This window comes from Halpernia humi (assembly GCF_900108025.1).
Lineage (GTDB): Bacteria > Bacteroidota > Bacteroidia > Flavobacteriales > Weeksellaceae > Halpernia > Halpernia humi.
In genome coordinates this window covers 69,268-94,118 of record NZ_FNUS01000003.1, presented here as the reverse complement: position 1 = coordinate 94,118, position 24,851 = coordinate 69,268, and the positions used below count along the sequence as shown (strand labels likewise).

The window sequence follows — 24,851 nt, the reverse complement described above, 5'->3', positions numbered from 1 at the left end:
GTAGATTTAACTTTCAGGATTATTTTAGATGGGTTTTAGAGAAAAAGTAGCAGATTTAGTTAATGGTTTTTTGGCAGAAAGAGAAGATTTGTTTTTAATTGAAACAAAAATATCACCAAGCCAAGATATTACAGTTGTTTTAGATGGCGACAATGGCGTAACGATTCAAGACTGTTTAGATGCAAGCCGCGCGATAGAATTTAATCTGGATAGAGAGGAAGAAGATTTTAGCCTTCAAGTAATGTCCGCAGGTTTAAGTGAGCCTTTGGTGACGCCGAGGCAGTTTAGAAAAAATATTGAGAGAGAGATTGAGGTTTGGCTAAATAATGATGAGGAAATTAAAGGGGAACTTGCAGCGGTGAGTGAAACTGATTTTACTTTAATATTAAGATACAGGAGGCCAAAAATAGTTGGGAAGGGCAAAGAAGATGTTGTAGAAGAAAGAAAAATTTCTTATAATGATATCAAAAAAGCCTTGGTAGTAGTAAAATTTTAAAAAATTTATAAAGAAAATAGAGATGGATAATTTAGCGTTGATTGAATCATTTGGAGATTTTAAAGACGAAAAAGGAATCAGCAAAATAGATTTAATGGCTATTATTGAAGATTCCCTAAAGACTTTGCTTAGAAAACGATATGATTCTGATGATCATTTTGATGTCATTGTAAACCCAGATAAAGGAGATTTTCAAATATTTTTAAATAAAATGATCGTGGAAGACGAAATGTCTGAAGACGATGATTTGGAAATTGAGATTTCTGAAGCAAAAAAAATAGACCCCACTTTTGAAGTAGGGGAAGAATATACGCAAGAGATTTTAGTAAACCAATTGGGGCGTAGAAGCGTTTTAACTTTAAAACAAATTTTATCTACCAAATTACAAGAATACAATAATGCAGCGCTTTATGAAGAATTTCACGATAAAATTGGCGAGATTGTTGTAGCAGAAGTTCACCATATCAGAAATAAGCACGTGATTTTGCTAGATGATGATGGAAATGAGTTTATTTTGCCCAAAGAAAACCAAATTCCATCAGATTATTTCAAAAAAGGAGAAAGCATACGGTCGATAGTAGAAAGCGTTGATTTTCACGGTTCTAAGCCGCAAATCATTATGAGCAGAACTTCGCCTGTGTTTTTGGAAAAACTGTTAGAATTAGAAATTCCAGAAATCCAAGACGGAACTATTATTTTGAAAAAAGTAGTAAGAATCCCAGGTGAAAAAGCGAAAATTGCAGTTGATGCTTACGATGATAGAATTGATCCTGTTGGCGCTTGTGTGGGCGTGAAAGGCTCTAGAATTCACGGCGTAGTTCGAGAATTGAAAAATGAAAACATCGATGTAATTCAATGGTCTAAAAACCCTGAAATAATGGTGAAAAGAGCTTTGGGGAATGTAACGGTAAATAAAATCGAAATCAACGAAGACAATAAATACGCTTTGGTTTACACGCCAGTAGAAGAAATTTCTAGAGTGATTGGTAAGCAAGGGCAAAACATTAGATTAGCAACTTGGTTAAGTGGCTACGAAATAGATGTTTATAGAGAGAAAAGAGATGATGATGATGTGAATATTGATGAATTTAGAGATGAAATAGAAGATTGGGTGATTGACGAATTCAAAAAAGCAGGTCTTCTTACTGCAAGAAGCATCATAGACAAAGACACCGATGTATTATCAAAATTAGTAGATTTGGAAGAAGAAACTATTGATGATGTGAAACAGATTTTACAAGCAGAATTAGAAATTTAATTTTTACTTTTGAAATCAATAATAATTAAAATTAAAAAAAACAGTTGAGTGCAGATGTTGCACACTGAAGCAAACAAATTTATATGCCAAAAATAAGATTAAATAAAGCGGTAAAGGAGCTTAACATTTCCATTGATCGGGCTGTAGAATTTCTACAAAGCCAAGGTATGGAGTTGGAAAAAAACCCGAATACTGTATTAGAAGAAAAGGCATTTTCTGCATTGGAAGCGGAGTTCCGTAAAGACGGAGAACAGAAAAAAGCGTCCCATGAAGTTGTTATGGCTAAAGTTCCAGAAGAAAAATTGGAAATTGAAGTGCCAAAAGCACCAGAAGTTATAAGAGCGAAAACCGACATAAGACCTGAAACCAAAATTTTGGGCAAAATAGATTTGAACCCTAAAAAATCTACACCGGAAGAACCGAAAATTCAGCCAGTAGAGGTAGCAGAAAAAAAGGAGGAAATCGTTGAAACAAAAGCAGAGATAATTTCACCACCTGAAAAGCAAGAGTTTAAAGTTTTAGATAAAATAGATCTTTCACAAATAGAAGGAAATAAACCTAGAAAATCTAAAAAAGAAGCCCCGAAAGAAACGGTTAAAGCGGAAACACCCAAAGCGGAAACGCCTAAAGTTGAAACCCCAAAGGTTGAAACAGAACCTGTAAAAGTGGCACCAAAAGCAACTCCTGCCAAGCCAGAAGAACCAGAATCTGAAAAAATAGAAACGGTTTATAAAAAATTAGATGGTATAAAAATTCTGAAGCAAACAGTAGATTTATCCCAATTTAACAAACCGAAGCCTTCTTCTGCAAACAAGAAAAAAAGAAAACGTATTGAAAAGCCTGCAACACCAGGTGCATCAGCGCCAGGTACTGGCAGTGCAAATAGACCACCACAACAAAACCGACCAGGTGGCAATAATGCAGGTGGCAATAATAGAGGCGGTTCTAGAAGAGGTTCAGATAGAACAATGCCTGTAGAATTGACGGAAGAGCAAGTAAAAAACCAAATAAAAGAAACTTTAGAAAAGTTAACCAATAAAAAAGGTAAATCTAAAGGCTCGAAATATAGAAAAGAAAAAAGAACTTACCGCAGAGAGCAAGATGATCTTCAGCAAGAATTAGATTCAGCAGATAGAACTTTAAAAGTAACAGAATTTATTTCTGTAGGTGAACTCGCAAGTTTAATGGAAGTAAGCCCAATGGAAGTTATTTCTGCTTGTTTTTCTTTGGGCGTAATGGTAACAATGAACCAGCGTTTAGAAGCGGACACACTTTTATTAGTTGCTGATGAATTCGGCTTTAAAATAGAATTTTCTGATGCAGATTTAGAAGAATCAATCACTGAAGTTGAAGTAGATGCACCAGAAGACCTACTAAATCGTGCACCAATCGTTACTGTAATGGGGCACGTAGATCATGGTAAAACTTCACTTTTAGATTATATCAGAAAAACCAACGTTATTGCTGGTGAATCTGGCGGAATCACGCAGCATATTGGTGCCTATAATGTAGAGTTAGAAGACGGACAAAGAATCACATTTCTAGACACACCAGGTCACGAAGCATTTACGGCGATGAGAGCGCGTGGTGCACAAGTTACCGATATTGCTATTATTGTGATAGCAGCAGATGATGATGTGATGCCGCAAACAAAAGAAGCAATTGCACACGCTCAAGCAGCGGGCGTGCCAATGATTATTGCTTTGAATAAAATCGATAGACCAGGCGCAAATCCAGACAAAGTAAGAGAACAACTTTCAGCAATGAATGTTTTGGTAGAAGAATGGGGCGGTAACGTACAGTCCCAAGAAGTCTCAGCAAAAGTGGGAACCAATATGGATGCCCTTTTAGAAAAAGTATTGCTTCAAGCGGAATTGTTAGAATTATCTGCCAATCCAAACAAATTGGCGCAAGGTGTAGTAATTGAAGCCTCATTAGATAAAGGCCGCGGCTACGTCGCAACAATGTTGGTGCAAGCGGGAACCTTAAATGTAGGCGATTATGTCTTAGCCGGAACCAACCACGGGAAGGTTAAAGCAATGTTAGATGAACGCGGAAACCCAATGAAAGCTGCAGGTCCATCAATCCCTGTTACTATTTTAGGTTTAGACGGTGCGCCAACGGCGGGAGATAAATTCCGGGTATTTAATGATGAAAAAGAAGCGAAAACCATCGCCAATAAAAGAGATCAATTACAACGTGAGCAATCAATTAGAACGAAAAAACATCTAACATTAGACGAAATCGGGCGTAGAATTGCTTTAGGTGAATTTAAGGAACTTAATATTATCTTGAAAGGAGATGTTGATGGTTCTGTAGAAGCGCTTTCTGATATGCTAGAAAGATTATCAACCGAAGAAATTCAAGTTAATATTTTACATAAAGGAGTGGGGCAAATCACAGAAAGTGATATTCTTCTCGCTACAGCTTCAGATGCAATTGTTATTGGCTTCAATGTAAGAGCAGGTGCAAACGCAAAAGATTTAGCAGATAAAGAAGAAATCGAAATCCGCACGTATTCTGTAATCTATGCTGCAATTGATGAGGTAAAAGAAGCCATGGAAGGGATGCTTTCGCCAGAAATAAAAGAGCAAGTAATTGGTAATGTAGAAATTAGAGAAACTTTCAAAATCACGAAAGTAGGTACTATTGCAGGTTGTATGGTATTATCTGGAAAGGTAAACCGCAACTCTAGCGTGAGATTATTGCGTGATGGTATTGTGAAGTTTGATGGCCAATTAGAAAGTTTAAAACGCTTTAAAGACGACGTGAAAGAAGTAACCAAAGGCTATGAATGTGGTCTAAACATAAAAGGATACAACGATATTGAAGTCGGCGATATTCTTGAGGTTTACGAAGAAATCTCTGTTAAGAAAACCTTAAAATAGACCTAAAAATTTTAAAATTTTAAAAAAAATAATCCTGCACCTTGTGCGGGATTTTTTTTTATCGATAATATAATTGCTTGTTAACTACCGAATTTGCTGTATTTAAGGTTTTTTTTAAAATAATTAATAAAACTTGTGTATGTTAAAATAATTTAACATCTTTGCGACTTAATATTAAAATAATCTTAATATGAATTTAAAAATAAGAGCAGTAAGTATGGCTGCGGTATTCTTTACCGGTTCATTACTTATCGCACAAAAGAAAGACAGTTTAACTACTACAAAAATAGATGAAGTTGTTGTAGTTGCTTTTGGTAAACAAAAGAAAGAGGCAATTACTGGCTCTGTTACCACAGTAGATGAAAAGGTTATAGCTAATCAGCAGGCACCAAGTGTTACTTCTGCATTGCAAGGAACGGCTGTGGGTGTTAATGTTATTACTTCTGGTGGGCAACCTGGTAATAATCCTGCTATTTATATTAGAGGGATTGGTTCAATTAATTCCAGCACACAACCTTTAATTGTTCTTGATGGTTCGCCATACAATGGAAATATAAACAATATTCCACAAGATCAAGTAGAATCTATTACTGTATTGAAAGATGCGAGTTCAACAGCACTTTATGGTTCTAGAGCATCAAACGGTGTGGTGATTATTACAACCAAAAAAGGACGTGCAAATTCTGCACCTCGCGTTACTGTAACTTCATTAATTGGAGTAAGTGATCCAGCAGTTAAGTTACATGAAACTCTAAATGCTGCAGATTATATGAAATATGACTGGCAAGCACTTAGAAATTCAAATATTGCTGCCGGATCATCCACACCTGGGGCAGATGCTTCAGGCCAATTGATAACCAGTTTAGGGTACAATCCTTATGATGTTGCTACACCAATCGATGCTAATGGAAATTTAGCGCCTGGAGCAAAACTTCTTTGGGATACTGATTGGGAAAAAGCGCTTATAAACAAAGCCGCATTTAAACAAGAGCATAGATTTAACGTAAGTGGTGGAGATTCTAAAACAACTTACTTTTTGGGTGCTGAATATCTGAATGTAGATGGAACAGTAAAAACTTCAAACTTTGAAAGAACAGGTGTTCGTTTAAATGTAGAATCTAAAGTAAAAGATTATTTGAAAGTAGGTATGAACTCTGCGTTCACCGCTTCTTCTTCTAATTTACCAATTCAATCTGGTAATACTTATGGCAGTTCTATTCAATGGATTTACAGTTTGCCAAGCATCTATCCAATTTATAGAAGAGATGCAAACGGAGCATTGATTTTAGACGGTAATGGTAAAACTATTTACGATTACGGTGTACAGGCAGGAGGCCCATTAAACTCACAACGACCAGTATTTCAAAATGAAAATGCAGTTGGTGCGCTTTATAACAATTCAGATGTTGCTAAAAGAAACAGTTTTGTTGTTAATGCATTTGCAGAAGCCACTATCACTAAAGGTTTGAGTTTAAGATCTCAATTATCTTATGAGCAATATACTTATGATGAAAAATCATTTGATGCTATTGATGTAGGTGCAGCCTCTTCTGTTGGTGGTCGTGTATCGCAAGAAAGAGACATTACTAAAACAATCAACTTTACTAACAGTTTAAATTACGACAAGAAATTTGGAGACCATAGTTTAGGATTGCAAGGTATTTTTGAAGTGTATCAAACATCTTTTGATTATTTGTTAGCGCAAGGAACAGGCTTTATACAAGGTACAAACGTTTTAAATACTTCAACTACTCCAGAAGCTGTTGGTGGCTATTACACTGCAGAACGTTTAGTAAGATATTTAGGTAGAGCAACTTATAATTACAAAAACAAATATTTCGTAGAAGGTTCTTACAGTAGAGATGGTTCCACAAGATTTTCTCCAGATACTAGATTCGGAAACTTTTATGGTTTAGGCGCTTCTTGGATTCTCACAAACGAAAATTTTCTACAGGATAGTAATACTTTTAGTTTGTTAAAATTAAGAGGGTCTTATGGAGAATTAGGAAATAATAATACTTCTAATCCTTTTGCTTATCAGACACTTTTTCAAGCAGGTTACAATCAACTTGGGCAAGCAGGTGTAGTACTTGGTGATCCAGCAAATTACAACCTAACTTGGGAGTCTACTATTACTTCTACTATTGGTTTAGATTTTGGCTTGTTCCAAAACAGAATTAATGGAAGTGTAGATTACTTCACAAAACAATCAAAAAAATTAATTTATAATTTACCAACTCCAGCTTCTGTTGGTAACTCAAGTATCTTAACAAATGTTGGCGCAATTGAAAACCGTGGTTGGGAAGGAAACTTAAATACTGTCAATTTCAAAAACAAAAACTTTACTTGGACAACTAACTTTAACATTTCAACCTTTAAAAACAAGGTAACAGAACTAGGTGTAGATTCATTCTTAAACGGAACTAAGAGATTTATCGTAGGACGTTCAATATTTGATTTCTTCTTGCCAGAATGGGCAGGAGTAGATTCCGCAACAGGAATGGGAACTTGGTTTATCAATGATGTTGATGCAAATGGTAATGTGATAGGTAGAAAAACTACTACAGATTATAACCTAGCGAATAATAACGATAATAAAATCTATGCAGGAAGTTCAATTCCAGATTTTTATGGTGGTTTGACGAATTACTTTAAAGTAGGTCCAGTAGATTTAAATATTTTATTCAATTATAGTTTCGGTAGTTATGTTCTTGATGGAACTTACCAAGGTTTAATGTCTGGTTTTTCAGCTCCAGGAAGACAGCAATCTGTTGATGTTATGAATGCATGGCAAAACCCAGGTGATGTTACAGATGTGCCAATCAATATTCAGACGCAAAATAATAATAATGCAACCTCCACAAGATTTTTATTTAAAAATGATTATGTTCGTTTGAAATCTTTAACTTTAGGTTATAATATTAACAAAGACATGCTTTCACAGTTTGGCGTTAACTCTTTCAGAATTTTCGTTCAAGGTGATAATGTTTGGACATGGCAATCTCATAAAGGAATTGATCCTGAACAAGGCATAAGCGGTACCACAGATAGCAGATCTTACCAATCTAGAACCTTATCATTAGGGGTTACTGTAGGATTTTAATTAATAGATAATTTATTACAAAAATGAAAAATTTTAAAATATACGCCATTGCGATTTTAGCAATGCTCGTTACAACACAATCGTGTTCGCCAGATTACTTAAATGAACCGCAACCCACTACCAGTGTTTCACCAGACGTTGTTTACGGTTCTAAAGAGGGTGCAACTGCACTTATCGCAGGTATTCTTAGACAAACAAGAGCGCAATTTACAGCAACTGATTCTGGTAATTTAGGTTCGATGTATTTTGCACGTACCAACAAAGGAAACGATGTTGTAAATGCAGGAAGTTGGTTTCTTTATGACTATGCAAATGATAATAGAGAACCAAATTACAGAAGAACAGTTTTTACTTGGAACTTTTTGTATTATTTGATTAACCAAACAAATAACCTAATCCAAGGTGTATCTGCAAGTACTACAATTTCAGAAGCAGATAAAAATGAATTATTGGGGCAGGGTTATGCAATGAGAGCATACTTCTACTTTGAATTAAGTTTAGAATTTCAGCATACTTACAATTACGATGTTAATTTACCTGCGCCACCTATTTATGATCTTCCAAATCAATTAGAAGGTAAACCAATGTCCACACAAAAAGAAATGTACGCTTTTATAGTTGCTGATATTGAAAAATCTTTATCTATCGGAAGCAATTCTAGAATTGATAAGTCTTACTTTAATGAGCAAGTTGCACATGGTATTGCGGCGAGAATTTACCAAGTAATGGGAAATTGGCCAAAAGCGCAAGCTAATGCAAACGCCGCTTACGGTGGAAATGTAGCAGCAGCTTTAAGCCCACAAGTTTATAAAAATGGATTCACAAGTATGGATGAAGGCGTAGAATGGCTTTTAGCTTGTCCTCAAACATCAGATCAATCTGCCTATTATTATACAGCACCATCTGCTTTTTTCACACAAACAGAATCTGCGTATAACAACACATTTATAAACAAAAACTTTGCGGCATTGTTTTCGCCTACAGATGTTAGAAATACATTTTATGCAACAGGTAGAACAGATTACCGTGCAGTTTATACTAGAAAGTTTAAGTTTGGTTTTGATTCAGATGTAGTTTTAATGAGAACCGCAGAGATGATTTTAATTGAAGCAGAGGCAATGTATTATTCTAACCCTAATGGTGCTAAAAATTTATTGTATCAACTTCAAAAAAATAGAGATCCAAACGCTGTAATGTCTTCCAATACAGGCCAAGCTTTACTTGAAGAAATCTATGTAGAAAGAAGAAAAGAACTATATGGTGAAATTGGCGTAGAATGGTACGATGCAAAACGATTAAGAAGAGGAATGCCAAGAGATCAAAATGGCGCTCATAGATTACCAATGACGTCTAATCCTATAATGCCAGATGATAAAAGATTATTCTTGAAAATTCCGCAAGCAGAGATTGATGCAAATCCAAACATCCCAGCAAGCGTTAACGATAATAGATAATTAAAACTTTTATCAAATAATTTTTAAAACCCGTCCCGATTACTATCGGGACGGGTTTTTAATTTAGATTGTATGGATTTCACAATTTTTTATTCCCACGCATTTCTTTACATTTGTACCATCCAATTTTTTTGAATGAAATATCTTTTTTTAAGTCTTTTTTTCTGCCTCTCGTTGCAAGGGCAGATTAATAACAGAGCCGATAGTAACCAAGTGAAAACTTCCGATACTTTGGTTGTAGATTCTGGTACAAAAGACTCTTTGAAAATTTTTAAACCCACAATCTACGATTATCAGTTCCAAACCCAGTTTTCAGAGAAAAAGATATTTGACACCGTACTTTCGCCCAACAAAACTTTTATCTTTTCACAATACAACAACCAAGATAATTTTGGTAAAATTCAGTTTGCAAATGTCGGCTCTGGGTTTCAGAATATGGTCTATAACGTAAATCCCGAAAAAAACCTTTCCCTTTTACCCGAAAACAAATCATTTAATATCATTCGTATAAAAGATGTGAAATATTATGACGTCAAAACGCCGACTACCGCATTTATTTATCACAACGCCGTTAATAATGGTGCAGTTTTAAACTCAACTTATACTCAAAATATTGGGGCCAGATTTAATTTTGCGATTGAATATTATGGTTTACGTTCATTGGGAAATTATCAGAGAAGTTTGGCGAGCAGTAATAACACCACCTTTTCTGGGCATTATATTTCAAAAAATAAGCGTTACCAATTTTTTGCGCATTATCTTCACCAAAATGTAAACAACGAGGAAAACGGTGGTATTGCAGATGTAAATATATTTTTAAATGGCGATAGCAGATTCAAAAATAGGCAAAACTTTGAAGTAAACCTTAAAGGCACAAATTCTCGGTTTGCTTACCGACGTTATTATTTTAGTCAAGAATTTTCACCTTTCGATGTTGAAAAATATCCTTTTAAAATACGGCATACCGTTTTTAACCAAAGCAATAAATTTTATCTAGACGGCCAATTAGAACCCTATTATTACACAGATGCAACCACCGAATTGGTTAAAGATTTCCCACCTTTCACAAAAAAATATTCTAATAATTTTAGCAATACTGTAAGCCTCGTTTTCGATAAACAAAAATTCAAGTTTGACGCGGGTCTTCGCTATCAAATCATAAAAACAGGTGCAACGCCCGGTATTATTTCAGATACTTTAACAACCCCAACGGAAATTTCAGAAAACAGAATTGGTGCAGTTGGCAACTTGCAAATAAAATTATTAGATAAAATAAACCTCAAATCCTTTTTTGAATTTTCCCAAGGAAGCTCTTTTGGCTCTTATGTGCGGTCAGAAAATTTATTAAATTTTGAGCCCGTAAAAGGTTATCGCGTAGATGCAAAAGTAAATTTTCAGTCGGCCTCGCCAACATTCAATATGTTAGAAAACACATCTCCTTACCGAAAATTTAATTACTATCTTAAAGATGCTAAAAACGAAAGTGTTACCGAAATTGGCGGAAAAATTAATTTAAAATGGTTCAATGCACAACTTTTCGGCACTTATTTTCGAATTGATAATTATACCTATTTTGACCAATTTGCACAGCCTCAGCAAAGCGGTTCTTCGCTTAATATTTCACAAGTTGGCGGTGAAGCAACGCTCGATTATGCTAAATTTCACATTAATGGAAAAGTGCTGTTTCAAAGTGCTTTAACTAATAAAGATCTTTTACCAATGCCGAGTTTTATAGGTAGAATTAATCTTTATTATCAAACAAAAGCCTTTAAAGACGCCGCGGAAATTCAAACGGGTTTAAAGGTCTATTATTTTTCAAAATTTGCCTCGCGCAACTATTTTCCATTGCTTAATGAATATATTCTGCCAGATGCCAATTCTTATTCCATCGGCGGGCAACCCATTGCCGATGCTTATTTTAATTTAAAAGTAAAAAGATTTATTTTATTTGCAGAAGCCGAGCATTTTAATACCACATTTTCCCAAAATAAATCCTTCACAGCGCCAGATTATCCAATTTACGATTTCCGGTTAAACCTCGGTATTGTCTGGTATTTATTTAATTAAATTCGGTTAAAATTCGCTTATTTGGAATTTTTAAGCAAGCCGTTCCGCATTCGTTTTACCAAAATGCCAAATGTTTTTCATTATTAATTTTAGATGTAATTATTTTAAAATAAAGATCAATATTTATCTTCTCGAATACGATTTTGTGTAAAAGAAAGCCGCAAAATCGCAACTTCTTATTACTGTTTACTTTCTTGAGATTTTTGTAAATTTGAAAACCAATCATACCCCATATTTTGAAATTACAATCGCAACTAAATTTTACCGAAATACCCTCGATTCCGCAATTAATTAAAGATTTTTTGCAAGGGAAATTTCCGGAATTTCAAGAAGATCTTTTCAGTCCAGAAAATTTTAAATATAAAATTGAAGATAAGTTTAAAAATTTCTCCGCAGAAAATAGAGCAAATCTTTGTTCTGCGTTGGAAGATCAATTGAAAAAACTGGTTTTATCTGATTTGCAAAAAACCAATCTTTCTATTTTAAAAGAAATAAATACTTTTACTGTTACAACTGGCCATCAATTAAACCTTTTCACAGGTCCAGTTTTTTTTATTTACAAGATTTTGCAAACCATAAAAACAGCCAATTATTTAAAGAAGCAATTTCCGGAAAGCAACTTTGTCCCAATATTTTGGATGGCAACAGAAGATCACGATTTCGAAGAAATCAACCACTTTAAAACGATAGAAAATTATTACGAATTTAAAGGGAAATCGGGCGGAGTTGTTGGTAAAATTCAAATAGAAGATTTGGCATTTATTTCTACTTTCGAGCAAGAGTTTAAAGATGATGTTTTCGGGACAGAACTGATATTGTTGTTGAAGAAATCTTACAAAAAAGGCGAAACCCTAACTTCTGCTACAAGATTTTTGGTAAATGAATTGTTCTCAAAATATGGTCTTTTAATCATTGATGGCGACGATTCTCTCTTAAAATCCGAAATGCAATCTGTGTTTAAAGATGAACTTTTAGAGCAAATTTTATTTAATTACACAAAAGAAAGTGTAGAAAAATTAAGCGATTTATACGGAAAAGTTCAAGTAAATCCGCGGGAAATCAATCTTTTTTATCTTACGGAAACCCGAAATAGGATTGAATTTGACGGCGAAAATTATCTTATTGTAGACACTAATCTAAAATTCACCAAGGAGGAAATTTTATTAGAATTAAAGAATTATCCCGAAAAATTTAGTCCGAATGCAGTTTTACGACCGATTTATCAGGAAAGTATTTTGCCCAATATTGCTTACATCGGTGGAAATGCGGAAATTATGTATTGGTTGGAATTAAAAAATTTATTTAAAAAAATCAATTTGCCATTTCCAATTTTAGTGCCAAGGAATTCGATGTTGCTTTTACCAGAAAAAAGCTTTAAAAAATTGGAAAAATTAGATTTAAGCATAGGTGATTATTTTCAAAATTTTGATAAAGTTGTAAAAGATAAATTACTAAAAAACAATGCTATTCTGGCTGAAATCAATTCAACAGAAAATACTTTAGAAAGCCAATTCCAAATTTTAATAAATGAGGCTGCAAAAACTGATGTTACGTTTGGCAATTTAGTAGAAGCCGAGGAAACACGCCAACTCAAATCTTTTAACCGAATGAAAAAAAGATTGTTGCGCGCAGAAAAAATAAAAAACAGCGAGGTTTTGCAGCGTATGGAGCAATTATTTTTAGATATCCATCCAGGCAAAACTTGGCAAGAGCGCGTCTATAATTTCAGCACTTTTTATGGCGAATTTGGTGCGCAATTTTTATCTCACATTTATGAACAAATGAATGTTGAAAAATCAGAATTAATAATCCTGCAGGTTTAATTAGAAAGACTTATTTTTGTAAAACATTAAGACTATTGAATGATTAAGAAAATTTTTGTTTTATCTGGCCTTTTTTTCAGTTTGGCATTTTCCGCACAAAGAACACACGTTGTGGTAAAAGGCGATACGCCCTATAATATTTCGAAAAAATACGGTATTACTTTAGACCAACTATATCGGTTAAATCCTGATGCAAAAGGAACGCTTGCGCTCGGCGCAGTACTTAAAATTGATAATTCTTCAACAAAAAATTCAGCAAAATTTACTGAATCTTCCGGTAAAAAATTGGGCAAAATTATTTTGCAACCAAAGCAAACAATTTACGGCATTACCAAACAATACCATATTTCTGAAACAGATTTGCGCGCACTAAATCCCAATTTAGACGCCAATATGAAAATTGGCGATGAAGTGGTTTTGCCTTCTAATTTGATTTTAAAATATGCAGAAAACCAAAGTGTTGTAAAAAAAGAAGATCAAGTTTCTGAGCAAAATGAAGTGGCGGCAAAAACTTCTGCTGAAACTTACACAATACAGCCAAAAGATAATTACTACAGAATTAGTAGAAAATTCAAACTCACCCAAAAAGAATTATTTGCATTGAATCCTGGTTTAGAACAAAAAGGTTTGCAACCAGGCGAGCAGATTTTTGTAGGTTCAAATTCAATGCAAACCGCAAAAGAAGTTGCAAAACAGAAGCCTGAAGAAAATGTAAAAGTTCAGGTAAAAAACAATTCGGAAAACCAGCAAGTTTCGGATTCAAGTACCTTAAATGCCGACGAATATGTAACTTATACCGTACAAAGTGGCGATACTGTTTTCGGAATTTTAAATAGATTTGGTATTACTTTAGACCAATTGCTTGCCTTAAATCCCGATTTGTCGCAAGGTCTAAAAGCGGGCATGGTTTTAAAAATTAAAAAATTAGAAGCCGCTTACCGGAAAACCACGGGCGATGCTTTAAATGTTGTTTTGATGTTACCGTTTGGTTTTGATACCAATGATTCTAAATACAGAAGTTTATCGTTAGATTTTCTTACCGGCGCGAAATTAGCGATAGAAAGAAATGCGAAATCGGGGCAAAAACTTAATGTCAAAGTGGTAGATGCTGGAAATGAAAAATCTTTTAAAAACAGTTTAACGCAAATTAATCCAGATAATACAGATCTAATAATCGGGCCATTTTTTAAGTCTAATGTTTTGGAAACTTTAGATTACGTTAAACAAAAGAACATTCCTGTTGTTGCGCCTTTTGCAAACTCTCCAGACTTATACGATTACAGCAATTTAATTATAGTAGAGGCGAATGACAGTGCTTTTGCCGATAGAATTACAAAAGAAGTGAAAGAAGTATTTTCTGACCAGAAAATATACATCGTTGCAGATGCCACTAAAGAAAATGCCAATTATATAAAATCAAGTTTAGAAAAACTCTTGAAATCGCCAAATATCGTGATTGTAAATTCTTCGTCAGATATTGCTTTAGATAATAATATGATGACAGGGCAGTCTGCTCCGATTATTGCAATTTTAGCGAGCGATGATGATAATGAAGGCGCGAAATTTGCTGCCAAAATCATAGAGATTTCAAAGCAAGTTTCCGGAAACAAAGCCTTTAGTATGTTTTACAGCCCTGCTTTCGAAACAGATACCGATGCTTTGGGAGAGGCTAGTTTAGTCTATTTAATGGACAGAAAGATAAACATGGATGGCACTTTTGAAAAGGAAATTTTGGCGGATTATAATGAAAAATACTGCAAAGTACCTTCAAAATATTCCGTAATTGGTTTTGATGTGGTAAACGATATGTTGACCAGAGAAAATAAAAAAGGAGAAATTTTCAAACAAATCAATAAAGTGCAAACCCAGCTTGCAACTAAATTTGAATTTGTGCAAACTAAAGCAAACGGTGCTTACCAAAACACAGGTTATAGAGTGGTAAGATTACTACCACAAAATTAAAAGTTAAACAGAATATTTATTTAAGTATATGAAAGCACTTGTATTTCCGGGGCAAGGCTCACAATATGTGGGTATGGGAAAAGATTTGTATGATGCCCGCAAAGACATAAAAGATTTGATGGACTCTGCCAATGATATTTTAGGATTTGATATTCTTTCCATCATGTTTAATGGCGGAGAAGAAGATTTAAAAAAGACGCAAGTTACACAACCTGCAATTTTTATTCATTCAGTAGCAGCGGTTAAAGCCACTCATACTTTAGACGCTACCATGGTTGCGGGGCATTCTTTAGGCGAATTCTCTGCGTTAGTTGCCAATGGCGTTTTATCCTTCGAAGACGGTTTAAACTTGGTTTCTGCTCGTGCAAAAGCAATGCAAGAGGCTTGCGATGCAAACCCTAGTTCTATGGCAGCAATTTTAGGATTGGCAGATGAAAAAGTAGAAGAAATTTGTGCTGAAATTGAAGGGATTGTTGTGCCTGCAAATTATAATTGTCCGGGGCAATTGGTGATTTCTGGTGAAACTGAAGCCGTACAAAAAGCCTGTGACGCCTTAAAAATTGCTGGCGCAAAACGTGCACTTATATTGCCTGTGAATGGCGCTTTTCATTCTCCACTAATGCAGCCAGCCCAAGAAAAATTGGCCGCAGCGATAGATAGCACCTTGTTTCGAACAGCAAATTTGCCAATTTATCAAAATATTTCTACCACTGCCGTTACAGATTCGGACGTCATAAAAAAGAATTTAATAGCGCAACTAACTGGTCCTGTGAAGTGGACGCAATCCATCCAAAATATGATAAAAGATGGAGCCGGGCGCTTTTTAGAAGTTGGCCCAGGAAAAACCTTGCAGGGATTAATAAAAAAAATAGACCCATCAGTCGAAACTTCTGCTGGCGCTTAATGTTTCTAAATAAAATTTGTGGATTACAATTAATGTAGAGTTTTTTCGCATTTTTTAGCACTTCGTCCTTTGTACGATGAAGGTAGCAAATGATCTGCATTTGCCGTGTTAAAATATTATCAAACAAACCGATTTAAAACATTGCCAAGAGAAACCTATTTTTCACCCGGAAAACTATTAATTACTTCTGAATATTTTGTTTTGGATGGTGCAACTGCACTAGCCGTTCCTACAATTTTAGGACAGGAAATGATGGTTGAAACAATTTTAGATAAAAAAAATTTAATTATTTGGAAGGCTTTTCACGAAACCAAAGAATGGCTTTACATTAAAATAAACGCTAAAAACTGGGAAATTTTAGAAAGTAATATTAAGACTTCCGCCGAATTTGTTTTAAAAGTTTTTAAAATAATTAATGACTTAAATCCTGAGAAATTTTTAGAAAATAGGTCGTACATATTTGAAACCAACCTGCAGTTTCCTGCAAATTTTGGCTTGGGAAGCAGTTCTACTTTGATGGCTAATTTGGCAAACTGGGCCAATGTAAATCCGTTTTTGTTAAATGAAAATAGTTTGGGAGGTAGCGGCTATGATATTGCCGTTGCCGAGCAGAATTCTGCAATTTTATTCCAAAAAACAGAGAGAGAAAATCAAGTTGAAAAAGTAGAATTCAATCCACCATATTTAGAAGATTTAATTTTAATTCACCTCAATCAAAAACAAAACAGCCGAGAAGGAATTGAACTTTACCGCTCAAAAGAAAAATCTGAAAAATTAATTCAGAAGTTTTCTTCAATTTCAAAAAGCGTTTTGAAATGTGCAGATATAGTAGAATTTTCTTCTTTAATGGAATCTCACGAAGCAGAATTAAGTCGTTTCTTGGGCCTTAAAACCGTAAAAGAACTGCATTTCCCAGACTGTCCCGTTTTTGTTAAAAGTCTTGGCGCTTGGGGCGGAGATTTTGTTTTGTCTAGGAAATTCGAAAATTACAAAACCTATTTTCAATCCAAGAATTTTTCTACTATTTTCGATTGGAATGAAATCGTAAAAACTTTTTCTGTATGTCCGTAATTCATCATAAATGTTTTTATTGTTTAAGGTTTTTGCTAAGTGAAATCAAAGATTCGACGAAGTCAAACGCCTTTATCAATGTTTTTATAATAGTTTTAGAGGAATTGATGAATCCTCGATTTGCGGCCTTAAAAAAATGATTTAGACAGAGAATCAATAAAAATATTTGCGTTCTTCGTCTTAAAAATTAGCATTATGGTTGAAAGCGGACATCCAAAAAACTTTTTAAGTTAAATCGCCTTAATGTTTTGGTAAAAATGTAAACGCTTGAAATTTTCAAATTAGATTGTTTTTTGTTAAAATTACAAATAGAAAGGCCTGTTTTCTGTTCAAATACCACTTGAGATGTGCTTTAAAAGCAATCCTTCCAAAATGAGAAAAATCATTCACGATCCAAATGACTTGTCATAAGATTTAGCTAAATTTGTAAGGCAAGCAAAACAAAACATTAAAAAATAAGTAATGAAAAATCACAATCTACATGTTGCTTTAGAAGCATTAGGTATCAAAAACCAACACGAAATTTCGTATAATCCCACTTACGAAGAGTTATATCAAGCAGAAATTTCTGATAAAAATGAAGGTTTTGAAAAAGGTGTAGTTACAAAAAGTGGCGCAGTAGCCGTAAAAACTGGTGTTTTTACAGGTCGCTCTCCTAAAGATCGATTTATCGTAAAAGATGAAATTTCAAAAGACACTATTTATTGGGACGGTAAAGTAAATGTTCCAACCACTGCAGAAACCTTTGCAGCATGTAAAAAATTAGTCGCGCAGGAATTATCTACTTCAAAAAAATTATACGTTGTAGATGCCTTTTGCGGAACAAATCCCGATACACGTTTAAAGGTGAGATTTATTGTGGAAGTAGCTTGGCAAGCACATTTCGTAACCAATATGTTTATTCGGCCTTCTATCTATGAACTAGAAAATTTTGGCGAGCCAGATTTTGTAGTGATGAATGGATCGGAAACTACCAATCCAAATTGGAGAGAGCAAGGCCTAAATTCTGAAAACTTTATTATGTTTAGTCTTACGGAAAGGCTTCAGATTATTGGCGGTACTTGGTATGGCGGCGAGATGAAAAAAGGAATGTTTTCTATGATGAATTATTACCTACCATTGCGCGGTATTGCTTCGATGCACTGTTCTGCAAACGTTGGAGAAGATGGAGATGTTGCTATATTTTTCGGACTTTCTGGAACAGGAAAAACCACGCTTTCTGCCGATCCAAAACGTTATTTAATTGGTGATGATGAGCACGGCTGGGATGATAAAGGAGTTTTCAACTTTGAAGGCGGTTGTTACGCAAAAGTGATTGATCTTTCTGAAGAAAAGGAACCAGATATTTGGCACGCAATTAAGAGAGATTCTTTGCTAGAAAACGTTGTAGTAGATGAAAATGGCGAGGTTGATTTTACAGATAATTCCATCACAGAAAACACGAGAGTCGCTTACCCAATTTATAACATCAACAAAATTGTGCTGCCTTCAAAAGCAGGGCACGCAAAAAAAATCATCTATTTATCTGCTGATGCATTTGGCGTTTTACCGCCAGTTTCAATTCTTTCTGATGAACAGGCGCAATACCACTTTTTGTGCGGATACACGTCAAAATTAGCGGGTACAGAGCGTGGAATTACAGAACCAACGCCGTCTTTTTCTCCTGCATTTGGAGAGGCGTTCTTGTCACTGCATCCAACCATGTATTCTAAAACCTTAATTGGTAAAATGAAAGAGCACGGCGCAAAAGCCTATTTGGTAAATACCGGCTGGAACGGAACAGGCAAAAGAATTTCCTTAAAAGATACGCGCGCAATTATAGATGCTATTTTAGACGGATCTATTGATAAAGTTGAAACGCAAACTATCCCTATCATGAATTTAGAATTTCCTACTGCGCTGCCAAACGTTTCAGAAGGTATTTTGGATCCAAGATTTACCTATGACGATGCCGCAGATTGGGAGAAAAAAGCGAGAAATTTAGCAGCGAGATATATTAAAAATTTCGAGCAATACTGCGATACTGAAGAAGGAAAGGCGTTAGTTTCTGCCGGACCAACTTTGTAAGATATTTTTTAAAATATTTATTTCCCAATCGATTTTCGGTTGGGATTTTTTTTAGTACCTTTTTTTAATAATCAAAAACGAAATCTAAATACTATCACCCTTACATTGTTTTACCTAATACTATTTGTAACATTGTTGCGTTATTATCTACAAATTGAATAGTATCTTAGATTATATTTACACAAAAGGAATGAAAAATAATTTACAAACTTCCGCAAAGATGAATTGGTTTCAAAAATTCTTAATGCTTTGTTCTGGAGGAAATATTCACATCTTAAAAAAAGCGCCCAGCGAGTGGAATAAATTTGCTGGCATTGGCGGTATTGTTTTATTCACCGCTGTTTTTGCTTCACTTTCCGCGGGTTACGCTTTGTTTACAGTTTTTGACGATTATCTTGCTGCCCTTGCATTCGGCTTGCTTTGGGGATTAATGATTTTTAATCTAGATCGGTACATCGTGTCTTCAATCAAAAAAACTGGAACTTGGGGAAATCAGATTTTAATGACACTTCCGCGTTTACTTCTAGCAGGATTTTTAGGAATAATTATTTCGAAACCTTTAGAATTAAAAATCTTCGAAAAAGAAGTTAATAAGCAATTAAACACCATTATTCAGCGCAATAAATCGGTTCTTCAAAAGGAAATGAATGGCAGAATTTTGCAGCAATCTGGCCCTTTCGAAACCGAAAAAAAACAGATTACCGAAAAATTAGCAAATTATCAAAAATCCTATGATTCTGCTTCAGTTGAATTAGAAAAAGAAATATTAGGCAAGCAAAGTGGTCTTACTTCTGGGAAAGTTGGCTATGGCAGCAATGCCAAACGCAAAGCAGAATTGAAAGCGCAACGCTTGCAAGATTTAGAAAATTTTAAAAAACAATCTGCACCTAGATTGGCTTATTTAGACACTCAAATTTCAAAAGTGTATTCTAATATTGAAACAGAACGCAATAAAACGGAAAAATTTGAAGACAGATACAACGGTTTTGCCGCGCGGCTTCAAGCTTTGGATGAATTGGGGAAAAATTCAGAAATTATTGCAATCGCCGCTGCATTTATTATGGGTTTGTTTATTACATTAGAAATCTCGCCAGTTTTGATAAAACTTATTTCGTCCGTCGGCCCTTACGATCATCTTTTAGAAAAAACAGAAAATGATTTTAGGCTTTATTCCAAAGAAAAAATTGCAAAAGGCAATGCAGAAACCGATTTTAGAATTGAAGATTTTAAAGAAAAATTAGGAAAATAATTTTTTTTAACTTTCAAATGCAGTCAATAAAACTTTAATTAATGAATTTTGAGCGCCGATTTTGTGCTTTAAAAATTTATTTTTGAATTAAACTCAAGAGCGCTAAACGATATCCGTTCATTCCAAAACCAGAAATAATCCCATTGCTTACCGCTGCGGTCACAGATTTTTGCCGAAATTCTTCTCTTTGGTAAATATTGCTAATGTGAACTTCAATTTTCGGTTTTCTAATATTTTTTAAGCAATCTGAAATTGCATAAGAATAATGCGTAAATGCGCCGGGATTTATAATGAGTGCTTCGAAATCATCTTCTTGCAGACGGTTGATGATTTCACCTTCTATATTTGATTGGTAATAAATTATTTCTTCTTTAGAAAATTCTTTTTGCAAGTCTTTCAAATAATTTTCCATAGAAACATCACCGTAAATTTCTGGTTCACGCGTGCCTAAAAGATTAAGATTAGGTCCATTTAAAATGAGAATTTTCATAAGTAAAATTATATTTTTTTAGGTCAAATAGAATCGCTAAATCTTCATCAAAATTTACGTTTGCAAATCATGGCGATTAAATTGGGTAATTTTCACAAATATATAAAGTATTATTTAGCTTTCAAAAATTACATTACTTAGAGGTAGAAGTGTCAAATTTAAGTTCAAATTTTTTTAAAATATTTTTTCCGCAACCAAAACGAAACACGAACAAGCAATATTAACGCTGGAACTTCTACCAAAGGGCCGATGACGCCCGCAAATGCTTGCCCAGAATTTAATCCGAAAACGGCAATTGCAACGGCAATTGCGAGTTCAAAATTATTTCCAGCGGCCGTAAATGCAACTGAAGTTGTTTTGTCATATTCTGCGCCAGTGGCTTTTGTAACAAAAAATCCGATAAAAAACATGACCGTAAAATAGATGAGGAGTGGAATTGCAATTAATAAAACATCCATCGGTATTTGCACTATTAATTCGCCTTTCAGAGAAAACATGACTACAATCGTGAATAAAAGCGCAATTAAAGTTATGGGCGAAATACTCGGAATAAATTTTTTAGTGTACCAAGTTTCACCTTTTAATTTAACTAAAATTAATCTGCTCAAAATTCCCATTAAAAAAGGAATTCCTAAATAAATGGCTACACTTTCTGCAATTGTCTCGACAGAAATATCAACAATTGCGCCCGCAAAGCCAAAATAGGGCGGTAAAACCGTTATAAAAAGCCACGCATAAAAACTATAAGCAAATACTTGGAAAATGCTATTTAAAGCAACTAAACCTGCGCCGTATTCACTGCTGCCTTCAGCCAAATCATTCCAAACTAAAACCATTGCAATGCAGCGCGCCAAGCCAATCAAGATTAAGCCAACCATATATTCTGGATGTTCTCGTAAAAATGTGATGGCTAAAAAAAACATTAAAACAGGTCCGATAATCCAATTTAAAATTAAAGAAATGGATAAGATTTTTATGTTTTTGAAAACTTTTGGCAACAAAGCATAATTCACTTTTGCGAGCGGTGGATACATCATTAATATTAAACCAATGGCAATGGGGATATTGGTTGTTCCACTGCTAAAAGTGTTGATGATAGTTGAGAAATTTGGCATATAATAACCAAGTGAGACGCCAATTGCCATCGCTAAAAATATCCACCAAGTAAGATTTCTATCGAGAAAATTTAATTTTTTTGCTGCCATTTTTAGTTTTTAATTTTCGAAAAAATATAAAATAATTCTGTTGCGATTTGCAAACTTCTTTCTACGTATTTTTCACTTTGTTGAGGCGAATGATCATATATCTTTGGATCTTCAAAAGTGAAAGGAATTCTTATTTCTGCGCCAAAAATAATGGGGCAGGCTTCGTTTGCAGAATCGCAAGTCATTATCGCTGCAAATTCTGATTTTGGATTAAAATCGTCATCAAATTTTTTTGAAAATCCAATAATAGGATGTTCGTTCTTAGCATATTTTATGGCATAAATTGGGTTTTCTCCGTCAGAAATGGTCTTAATTTGAAAGCCAGAATTCTGCAAAGTTTTTGCAACTATTGGGAAAAGTGCTGTTGCTTCAGTTCCGCCACAGTAGCAAAAGACATTTTTAATATCAAAATAATATGCGATTGTTTGCGCCCAAATTTGGGAAAGATGACTTCTTCGGGAATTATGCGTGCAAATAAAGTTTAACCGAATTTCTTGCTTATTCGCAGTTTTCAATTGGATAAAATCTATTAAAGTTTGCAAAACGATTTTGCGTTCATTGGGAATTGCTTCCGGATGGAGTTCTGAGATTAATTTTTCGATTTTTGCAAATGTTTTCGATTTTTTTGCTGTCATTGTGGTTTTAATTTTTCAATTTAAATCTTGATTTAATATTTCAATATCGTCTTTTTCATTGCAGTTTATTTGCGGTTAAAAGCAAAAGTGAGAACTCATTCTTTTTGATAGAAGAGAAATCAGATTTTAATTGTTGAAGTTTTAATTTCAATTCACCTTTCTTCTGATTAAATTATTATATTGCAATATTACGATTAATATTTATTTGAGCAGAATTATTTTTAAATAAATAGAATATTTAATGATAAATTAATATTAAAACAACAAAAAGACCTTCAATTTCTTGAAGGTCTTAAGTAGCCCGTAGGGGAGTCGAACCCCTCTTTCCAGGATGAAAACCTGAGGTCCTAACCGATAGACGAACGGGCCGCGTCCATTTTTTTTATGCTAAACCATTTACGTGTTTAGTTAATTTGCTTTTTAAGTTGGCTGCTTTATTCTTGTGAATAATGTTTTTCTTTGCCAATCTGTCTAAAAGTGAAATTACTTTAGGTAATTGCTCTGTTGCAGCACTTTTATCTTCTTCATTTCTTAATACTTTAACGGCAGTTCTCGCAGATTTGAAATAATATCTGTTTCTTAATCTTCGTACTTCCGTTTGTCTGATTCTTTTCAGCGCTGATTTATGATTTGCCATATTTTCTAAAAACTTGGGTGCAAAGATATGTATTTTTTTTAATTTTCAAAATCTTTTTTCAAAAAATAATAAAATTTTTTTTTGCTTTTAATTTTAACATTTGTAGCCTATAGAGGAATCGAACCTCTGTTGCAAGACTGAAAATCTTGAGTCCTTACCACTAGACGAATAGGCCAAAATTTTCTGCGTGCAAAAGTAAGAATTTTAACACTTGAAAAAAAATTTGTGCAGTTATTATTTTAAAACTTTTTCGATTACGGTATTTTTTATTCCGCGTTTTTCTAAATCCTTTTGGTTTTCTACCGCTTGCTCCAAAGAATTATATTTGCCATAAGTGTAATAAAATATTCCTTTTTCTTTGTTGCGATCTACGCCTTTTAGGGTATTTAGGATGTATGAATTACTGCTCAGTTTATCTTTTGTTGCGGCCAATTCTATCCTGTAATAACCAGTTCCTAATGTTTGATTTGGAATAAAACCAACAGCATACGCGTTTCTAAAACCAGCATCTTTTGCCGTTTTCAGGTTATTATCTCGAATAGAAGCCATATTTGTGGTGCTGTAGTAATATTTATATAAACCATTTTCTTTGATAGTAAGGATGTAATTTAATCCTTTAAAAGCGGGATCCCCCTCATCATATTTTACTGGCGTACTCATTAGAAGAATTCTGAAATCGTTTTTCGATGGTACTTCGGCAGGTTGTTTTGGTTCTTCTGGTTTAGTTTCAGCAGTGGAAATATTTCCTTTCAAATTTTTATAACTAATTATGGCGTCATAAATTGATTGTGCAATTTCATTTTGTCCCGCCTCTGAAACCAAGTAGTGTGCTTCATCATAATTGCTGATAAAGCCTGTTTCTATTAAAATAGAGGGCATTGCATTTAGTCTTAAAACGTGGAGGTTTTTTTGTTTTACACCTCGAGATAAGCGTTTGTCTTTATTTGCAAAATTATCTTCTACTAAACTTCCTAATGTTAAACTAGCTTCCAAATATTTGCTTTGTTGGATTTTTAGGGCAATTAACGATTCTGGAGAGTTTGGGTCGTAGGAAGAAAAAGTTTTTTTATCTTCTGCATTTAAAAAAATCACATCGTTTTCTTCTTTTGCGACTTCCAGATTGGTTTTGTTTTGATCTGGTCCTTGCACAAAAGTTTCAGTACCATAAGGCGAACTTCTGTCGTTTGCATTGCAATGGATGGAAATAAAAAGATCGGCTTTATTACGGTTTGCGAGATTGGTTCTCGCTGTCAAAGAAGGATATTCATCCGTTGTACGGGTGTAAATTACCTTTATATCTTTATTTTTTTCTAAAAGTTTACCTAATTTTAACGTTATTGCTAAAGTGATATCTTTTTCATTTACACGGCCAATATCAGAATATCCTCTGTTTGCACCGAAGTCTGAGCCGCCGTGGCCAGCATCTAGCACCAAAACGAACTTTTTCTGAGCGAAACCAAAGGTTGAAAATAGGAGAGAAATAAGAAAAAAACATTTGAGAATGTTAAATCTTGATATAATCATCTTTCAATTTTAAAATTT

The 24,851-nt window shown here is 34.2% G+C and carries 17 protein-coding genes and 2 tRNA genes; 12 read left to right on the top strand and 7 right to left on the bottom strand.

What is annotated here, in order from left to right; all coding sequences use genetic code 11:
• Positions 1-28 precede the first annotated feature (28 nt).
• From rimP to C4S29_RS07370, 12 genes are all read left to right on the top strand, one after another.
• Positions 29-496, top strand: coding sequence for a ribosome assembly cofactor RimP (rimP, locus tag C4S29_RS07425; protein ID WP_103913516.1), 468 nt, complete (start codon positions 29-31; stop codon positions 494-496).
• 22 nt (positions 497-518) lie between these two features.
• On the top strand, positions 519-1,754 hold the full coding sequence (gene nusA, locus C4S29_RS07420) for a transcription termination factor NusA (protein ID WP_103913515.1): 1,236 nt from the start codon (positions 519-521) through the stop codon (positions 1,752-1,754).
• A gap of 83 nt (positions 1,755-1,837) precedes the next feature.
• Positions 1,838-4,642, top strand: coding sequence for a translation initiation factor IF-2 (gene infB / locus C4S29_RS07415; protein ID WP_103913514.1), 2,805 nt, complete (start codon positions 1,838-1,840; stop codon positions 4,640-4,642).
• Positions 4,643-4,832: 190 nt separating this feature from the next.
• Positions 4,833-7,745, top strand: a complete 2,913-nt coding sequence (locus C4S29_RS07410) for a SusC/RagA family TonB-linked outer membrane protein (protein ID WP_103913513.1) — start codon at positions 4,833-4,835, stop codon at positions 7,743-7,745.
• 23 nt (positions 7,746-7,768) lie between these two features.
• Entirely contained in the window at positions 7,769-9,199 is a 1,431-nt protein-coding gene (locus C4S29_RS07405; RefSeq protein WP_103913512.1) for a RagB/SusD family nutrient uptake outer membrane protein, read from the top strand.
• A gap of 135 nt (positions 9,200-9,334) precedes the next feature.
• Positions 9,335-11,266, top strand: coding sequence for a putative porin (locus tag C4S29_RS07400; RefSeq protein WP_103913511.1), 1,932 nt, complete (start codon positions 9,335-9,337; stop codon positions 11,264-11,266).
• Between the two features lie 236 nt (positions 11,267-11,502).
• Positions 11,503-13,089: a bacillithiol biosynthesis cysteine-adding enzyme BshC gene (bshC, locus tag C4S29_RS07395; protein WP_103913510.1), complete on the top strand. Its 1,587-nt coding sequence runs from the start codon at positions 11,503-11,505 to the stop codon at positions 13,087-13,089.
• 39 nt (positions 13,090-13,128) lie between these two features.
• Positions 13,129-15,051 carry an amino acid ABC transporter substrate-binding protein gene (locus C4S29_RS07390; protein ID WP_233740515.1) on the top strand — a complete coding sequence of 641 codons (1,923 nt, stop codon included), beginning with the start codon at positions 13,129-13,131 and terminating at the stop codon, positions 15,049-15,051.
• Positions 15,052-15,079: 28 nt separating this feature from the next.
• Positions 15,080-15,955 (top strand): ACP S-malonyltransferase, encoded by an 876-nt coding sequence (gene fabD, locus C4S29_RS07385; RefSeq protein ID WP_103913509.1) that lies wholly within the window; start codon positions 15,080-15,082, stop codon positions 15,953-15,955.
• Between the two features lie 141 nt (positions 15,956-16,096).
• Positions 16,097-17,026, top strand: a complete 930-nt coding sequence (locus C4S29_RS07380; protein ID WP_103913723.1) for a GYDIA family GHMP kinase — start codon at positions 16,097-16,099, stop codon at positions 17,024-17,026.
• Between the two features lie 462 nt (positions 17,027-17,488).
• The gene (pckA, locus tag C4S29_RS07375; RefSeq protein ID WP_103913508.1) at positions 17,489-19,093 is read left to right on the top strand and encodes a phosphoenolpyruvate carboxykinase (ATP); all 1,605 of its coding nucleotides are present in this window, start codon (positions 17,489-17,491) and stop codon (positions 19,091-19,093) included.
• 190 nt (positions 19,094-19,283) lie between these two features.
• Positions 19,284-20,342, top strand: a complete 1,059-nt coding sequence (locus tag C4S29_RS07370) for a DUF4407 domain-containing protein (RefSeq protein ID WP_103913722.1) — start codon at positions 19,284-19,286, stop codon at positions 20,340-20,342.
• 76 nt (positions 20,343-20,418) lie between these two features.
• On the opposite strand, the gene aroQ is transcribed toward C4S29_RS07370, so the two are convergent.
• From aroQ to C4S29_RS07335, 7 genes are all read right to left on the bottom strand, one after another.
• Positions 20,419-20,832: a type II 3-dehydroquinate dehydratase gene (gene aroQ / locus C4S29_RS07365; RefSeq protein ID WP_103913507.1), complete on the bottom strand. Its 414-nt coding sequence runs from the start codon at positions 20,830-20,832 to the stop codon at positions 20,419-20,421.
• Positions 20,833-20,996: 164 nt separating this feature from the next.
• Complete coding sequence (arsB, locus tag C4S29_RS07360) at positions 20,997-22,037, bottom strand: ACR3 family arsenite efflux transporter (protein WP_103913506.1); 1,041 nt, start codon at positions 22,035-22,037, stop codon at positions 20,997-20,999.
• Positions 22,038-22,039: 2 nt separating this feature from the next.
• Positions 22,040-22,672 carry a protein-tyrosine-phosphatase gene (locus C4S29_RS07355; RefSeq protein WP_103913505.1) on the bottom strand — a complete coding sequence of 211 codons (633 nt, stop codon included), beginning with the start codon at positions 22,670-22,672 and terminating at the stop codon, positions 22,040-22,042.
• Between the two features lie 297 nt (positions 22,673-22,969).
• Positions 22,970-23,041 (bottom strand) — tRNA-Glu (locus C4S29_RS07350).
• Positions 23,042-23,054: 13 nt separating this feature from the next.
• Entirely contained in the window at positions 23,055-23,309 is a 255-nt protein-coding gene (gene rpsT / locus C4S29_RS07345) for a 30S ribosomal protein S20 (RefSeq protein WP_103913504.1), read from the bottom strand.
• Positions 23,310-23,412: 103 nt separating this feature from the next.
• Positions 23,413-23,484 (bottom strand) — tRNA-Glu (locus C4S29_RS07340).
• Positions 23,485-23,543: 59 nt separating this feature from the next.
• Positions 23,544-24,833, bottom strand: coding sequence for an N-acetylmuramoyl-L-alanine amidase family protein (locus tag C4S29_RS07335; protein ID WP_103913503.1), 1,290 nt, complete (start codon positions 24,831-24,833; stop codon positions 23,544-23,546).
• Positions 24,834-24,851: the final 18 nt, after the last annotated feature.

Bases quoted from the DNA above. Each gene is read 5' to 3' on its own strand.
- rimP (WP_103913516.1), top strand. From the start codon at position 29: ATGGGTTTTAGAGAAAAAGTAGCAGATTTAGTTAATGGTTTTTTGGCA.
- nusA (WP_103913515.1), top strand. From the start codon at position 519: ATGGATAATTTAGCGTTGATTGAATCATTTGGAGATTTTAAAGACGAA.
- infB (WP_103913514.1), top strand. From the start codon at position 1,838: ATGCCAAAAATAAGATTAAATAAAGCGGTAAAGGAGCTTAACATTTCC.
- C4S29_RS07410 (WP_103913513.1), top strand. From the start codon at position 4,833: ATGAATTTAAAAATAAGAGCAGTAAGTATGGCTGCGGTATTCTTTACC.
- C4S29_RS07405 (WP_103913512.1), top strand. From the start codon at position 7,769: ATGAAAAATTTTAAAATATACGCCATTGCGATTTTAGCAATGCTCGTT.
- C4S29_RS07400 (WP_103913511.1), top strand. From the start codon at position 9,335: ATGAAATATCTTTTTTTAAGTCTTTTTTTCTGCCTCTCGTTGCAAGGG.
- C4S29_RS07390 (WP_233740515.1), top strand. From the start codon at position 13,129: ATGATTAAGAAAATTTTTGTTTTATCTGGCCTTTTTTTCAGTTTGGCA.
- fabD (WP_103913509.1), top strand. From the start codon at position 15,080: ATGAAAGCACTTGTATTTCCGGGGCAAGGCTCACAATATGTGGGTATG.
- pckA (WP_103913508.1), top strand. From the start codon at position 17,489: ATGAAAAATCACAATCTACATGTTGCTTTAGAAGCATTAGGTATCAAA.
- C4S29_RS07370 (WP_103913722.1), top strand. From the start codon at position 19,284: ATGAAAAATAATTTACAAACTTCCGCAAAGATGAATTGGTTTCAAAAA.
- aroQ (WP_103913507.1), bottom strand. From the start codon at position 20,832: ATGAAAATTCTCATTTTAAATGGACCTAATCTTAATCTTTTAGGCACG.
- arsB (WP_103913506.1), bottom strand. From the start codon at position 22,037: ATGGCAGCAAAAAAATTAAATTTTCTCGATAGAAATCTTACTTGGTGG.
- C4S29_RS07355 (WP_103913505.1), bottom strand. From the start codon at position 22,672: ATGACAGCAAAAAAATCGAAAACATTTGCAAAAATCGAAAAATTAATC.
- rpsT (WP_103913504.1), bottom strand. From the start codon at position 23,309: ATGGCAAATCATAAATCAGCGCTGAAAAGAATCAGACAAACGGAAGTA.
- C4S29_RS07335 (WP_103913503.1), bottom strand. From the start codon at position 24,833: ATGATTATATCAAGATTTAACATTCTCAAATGTTTTTTTCTTATTTCT.